We start from the raw sequence: 4322 nt of genomic DNA, 5'->3' as shown, positions 1-4322 counted from the left end.
TACGTCCAGTACGAGGACTTCCGGCCGGCACACCGAGAGCACGCACCGGACGCCGCTCCTTGACGGGCAAACGTTGCCTGCCGCGGCACTAGCCAGCCACGCTGTGGCGACGCGTGAGGAGCCAGGGTTCGACCACTCCCAGCCCTCGCACCGGGCGTTGCCACATCGGCTGGAGCGCGAAGCGGTACGTCGGCGGTTCCTCGCCCTCCTTCTCGGCGGCGGCCGCCTCCTCCGCGGCCTCCGCCTCCGAGGCCGGGGCGTCGCCGGTGCGGATGAGCTCCTCGGCGAAGGCGCTGTCGACGAGGACGGCGTCGCGGGGAGCTATCGACGTCAGCCGCGAGGCCAGGTTGACGGTCGTGCCGAAGACGTCGCCCATCCGGGTGGTGACCGTCCCGAACGCCATGCCGACGCGCAGCTCGGGCATCGTCTCGTCGTTGCTCATCGTCTCGACCAGCAGCAGCGCGATGTCGGCGGCGGTGCCCGCGTCGTCGGCGGCGTACAGCACCTCGTCGCCGAGGGTCTTGATCAGCCGGCCGCCGCGGGCGGCGACCAGGTCGGCGGAGGTGGTCTCGAAGGCCTCGACCAGCTCGCCGAGTTCCTCCTCCTCCATCCGCCGGGTCAGCCGGGTGAACCCGACGAGATCGGCGAAGCAGACGGCGAGCCGGCGGTCGACCATCTCCTCGTCGTCCGCGGCCTGCACGACCCGCCCGGCGGACGCGGCGAGCTGGCGGCGCCAGACGTAGACGAGGAACTCCTCCAGCTCGGGCAGGAGCAGCTCGACGATCGGGTAGGTGACCTCGGTGCGGGTCATGCCCGGCTCGGGGGGCTCGGTCAGGCCCTCCAGGAAGGAGTCGATCTGCCATTCGGCCAGCCGGGCGGTGGTCTGCCCGGTGGACCGGGCCACCTGCACGGCCATCGCCTCGCTCAGCAGGCCCGCCTCGACGAGGCCGGCCAGCCGCCGCAGGGCGAGCACGTCGGCCTCGGTGAGCGCCTTGGCCTGTCCGATGTCGGCGAAGCCCATGGCCCGCCAGAACCGCGAGGCCAGCTCCATGGAGACGCCGGCGCTGCGGGCGGCCTGAAAGGGGGTGTAGCGCCGCTCGGCGCCGAGGATGAGCTGTTCGAGGCGGAGCGCGAGAGGATGCGGGTCCTCTCCGGGGTCGCCCGGTTCGCCGGGTTCAGCGGCCGGCAGGTTTACCCGGCCGTCCGCGCCCGCGCCGGAGCCCGTGTCGTCGACGGTCACGCCTGCTGCCCTTCCGATCTTCCGCGGTCAGGTATCGACCGGCCTCAACTCTACGGCAGGTGTGCGCCAGCTCACTCCGTTCGGTGCCGGCCGGGAACATGTTGCCGGGCGTTGCTGTCGGACGAGGGCCGACCGGAGGAAATCCGGCGAAGACGCGGCCTCATGCAGGCCGTATGCAGGTCTCAGACCGGCCGCAGATGCACGATGTCACCCGCGCCCACCGGCTCCTGCACGCCCGCCTCCGTGGCGATCACGAGTCTGCCGTCGCCGTCCACCGCCACCGCCTCTCCCACCAGGGACCGGTTCCCCGGCAGCTCGGCCCGTACCGTTCGTCCCAGCGTGGCGCACCCGGCCGCGTACGTCTCCTGGAGACCGCTCGCCGCGGGGTCGCCGCCGGCGGTCCGCCAGCGCCCGTACCACTCCTCCAGCGACCGCAGGACGCCGCGCAGCAGCGGGTCACGGTCCGTGGTCACCGCGCCGGCCAGAGCGAGCGAGCCCGCCTGCGGCACGGGGAGTTCGTCCGCGCTCAGCGACACGTTGACACCGACGCCGACGACCACCGCGTCCTCCCCGGCCCGCTCGGCGAGGATGCCGCCGGCCTTGCGTTCCTCGCCCCCGACGGTCACCAGGAGGTCGTTGGGCCACTTGAGTGCCGTGTCGACGCCCGCCGCCCGGGACAGTCCCGCCGCCACGGCGACCCCGGTGAGCAGCGGCAGCCAGCCCCAGCGTGCGACCGGCACCTCGCTCGGGGTGAGCAGGACGGAGAAGAACAGCCCGGAGCGCGGCGGCGCCGTCCACTGCCGGTCCAGGCGGCCCCGGCCCGCGGTCTGTTCCTCGGCGACGAGGACCGCGCCCTCGCCCGCCTTGCCCGCGCTCGCCGCCGCCACCAGGTCGGAGTTGGTGGAACCGGTGCGCTGCACCACGTCCACCTGCGACCACAGCCCGCTCTCCCGTACCAGCGCCCGGCGCAGGGCCGAGGCGTTGAGGGGCGGTCGGTCCAGATCGGACCACCGGCTGCCGCCTGCGTCTGCTGCATCTCGCGGTGTCATGCAAGCCACCCTAGGTGTGTTGAATGCCGCACTGCCGATCGGTAGGGCCCCCACTACTCTACGGATGAGTAACCGTCCCCCCTTTTGAGCAGGCAGGGAGCCGAATCCCGATGTCCGAGCCGGCAGAGCGCCACGAGATCCCAGGGATCGACATCCACACGACCGCGGGCAAGCTCGCGGATCTCCGGCGCCGCATCGAGGAAGCGACGCACGCCGGTTCGGAACGCGCCGTCGAGAAACAGCACGCCAAGGGCAAATTGACGGCCCGTGAACGCATCGACCTCCTCCTCGACGAGGGTTCCTTCGTCGAGTTGGACGAGTTCGCCCGGCACCGCTCCACCAACTTCGGTCTGGAGCACAACCGCCCCTACGGCGACGGCGTCGTCACCGGCTACGGCACGGTCGACGGCCGTCCGGTCGCCGTGTTCTCCCAGGACTTCACGGTCTTCGGGGGCGCGCTCGGCGAGGTCTACGGCCAGAAGATCGTCAAGGTCATGGACTTCGCGCTGAAGACCGGCTGCCCGGTCATCGGCATCAACGACTCCGGCGGCGCCCGCATCCAGGAGGGCGTGGCCTCGCTCGGCGCGTACGGCGAGATCTTCCGCCGCAACACCCACGCGTCCGGCGTGATCCCGCAGATCAGCCTGGTCGTCGGCCCCTGCGCGGGCGGAGCCGTGTACTCCCCCGCGATCACCGACTTCACGGTGATGGTCGACCAGACCTCGCACATGTTCATCACCGGCCCGGACGTCATCAAGACGGTCACCGGCGAGGACGTCGGCTTCGAGGAGCTGGGCGGCGCCCGCACCCACAACTCCGTCTCCGGCGTCGCGCACCACATGGCCGGCGACGAGAAGGACGCCGTCGAGTACGTCAAGCAGCTGTTGTCGTACCTGCCGTCCAACAACCTCTCCGAGCCCCCGGCGTTCCCGGAGGAGGCGGACCTCGCGGTCACCGACGAGGACCTGGAGCTGGACGGAATCGTCCCGGACAGCGCCAACCAGCCCTACGACATGCACACGGTGATCGAGCACGTCCTGGACGACGCCGAGTTCTTCGAGACGCAGGCCCTGTTCGCGCCGAACATCCTCACCGGCTACGGCCGCGTCGAGGGCCGCCCGGTCGGCATCGTCGCCAACCAGCCGATGCAGTTCGCCGGCTGTCTGGACATCACGGCCTCCGAGAAGGCGGCCCGCTTCGTGCGCACCTGCGACGCCTTCAACATCCCCGTCCTCACCTTCGTGGACGTCCCCGGCTTCCTGCCCGGCGTCGGCCAGGAGCACGACGGCATCATCCGCCGCGGCGCCAAACTGATCTACGCCTACGCCGAGGCCACCGTCCCCCTCATCACGGTGATCACCCGCAAGGCCTTCGGCGGCGCCTACGACGTCATGGGCTCCAAGCACCTGGGCGCCGACCTCAACCTGGCCTGGCCGACCGCCCAGATCGCCGTCATGGGCGCCCAGGGCGCGGTCAACATCCTGCACCGCCGCACCATCGCCGAGGCCGAGGCGAAAGGCGAGGATCTCGAGGCCGTGCGCGCCCGCCTGATCCGCGAGTACGAGGACACCCTCCTCAACCCCTACATCGCGGCCGAACGCGGCTACATCGACTCGGTGATCATGCCGTCCGACACCCGCCGGCACATCGTCCGCGGCCTGCGTCAACTGCGCACCAAGCGGGAATCACTGCCCCCCAAGAAGCACGGCAACATCCCCCTCTAAGGAGCCGCTGTGACGATCAAGGTCGTACGGGGCAACCCGACCCCCGAGGAGCTCGCCGCCGCCCTGGCGGTCGTCCGAGCCCGCGCCGCGGCGGCGACAGCCACGCCGCCCGGCGCGGAACCCCCGAGGGACGCGTGGTCCGACCCGGCACGCATCGCAGGACAACGCCTGCCGCACCCGGGCGAGGCGTCATGGACCCGCACCTACTGGCCTGCCTAAGGGCTGTCCCGTAATCCCTGGTGGATCAGCGCGCGGCGTCAGATGCGGTGCATCGCAAGGCGGAGGCACGTCCGCATACTGGATGTATTC

The 4322-nt window shown here is 71.1% G+C and carries 4 protein-coding genes; 2 read left to right on the top strand and 2 right to left on the bottom strand.

The window, feature by feature from the left end:
• Window positions 1-88: 88 nt before the first annotated feature.
• Both AB0J04_RS45395 and AB0J04_RS45390 read right to left on the bottom strand, forming a co-directional pair.
• Window positions 89-1240, bottom strand: a complete 1152-nt coding sequence (locus AB0J04_RS45395; protein ID WP_363174598.1) for an adenylate/guanylate cyclase domain-containing protein — start codon at window positions 1238-1240, stop codon at window positions 89-91.
• 182 nt (window positions 1241-1422) lie between these two features.
• Entirely contained in the window at window positions 1423-2289 is an 867-nt protein-coding gene (locus AB0J04_RS45390) for a biotin--[acetyl-CoA-carboxylase] ligase (protein ID WP_363174597.1), read from the bottom strand.
• 110 nt (window positions 2290-2399) lie between these two features.
• On the opposite strand from AB0J04_RS45390, the gene AB0J04_RS45385 reads away from it, so the two are divergent.
• Together AB0J04_RS45385 and AB0J04_RS45380 are read left to right on the top strand one after the other, a co-directional pair.
• Window positions 2400-4013 carry an acyl-CoA carboxylase subunit beta gene (locus AB0J04_RS45385; RefSeq protein WP_363174596.1) on the top strand — a complete coding sequence of 538 codons (1614 nt, stop codon included), beginning with the start codon at window positions 2400-2402 and terminating at the stop codon, window positions 4011-4013.
• A gap of 9 nt (window positions 4014-4022) precedes the next feature.
• Complete coding sequence (locus AB0J04_RS45380) at window positions 4023-4232, top strand: acyl-CoA carboxylase epsilon subunit (RefSeq protein ID WP_358800961.1); 210 nt, start codon at window positions 4023-4025, stop codon at window positions 4230-4232.
• The last annotated feature ends 90 nt before the right edge of the window (window positions 4233-4322 follow it).

The sequence above is a fragment of the Streptomyces sp. NPDC050263 genome (assembly GCF_040655955.1).
GTDB lineage: Bacteria > Actinomycetota > Actinomycetes > Streptomycetales > Streptomycetaceae > Streptomyces.
Note: the sequence above shows the minus strand (reverse complement) of the source record. Positions and strands in the feature narration are given on the sequence as shown.

Bases quoted from the DNA above. Each gene is read 5' to 3' on its own strand.
- AB0J04_RS45390 (WP_363174597.1), bottom strand. From the start codon at position 2,289: ATGACACCGCGAGATGCAGCAGACGCAGGCGGCAGCCGGTGGTCCGAT.
- AB0J04_RS45385 (WP_363174596.1), top strand. From the start codon at position 2,400: ATGTCCGAGCCGGCAGAGCGCCACGAGATCCCAGGGATCGACATCCAC.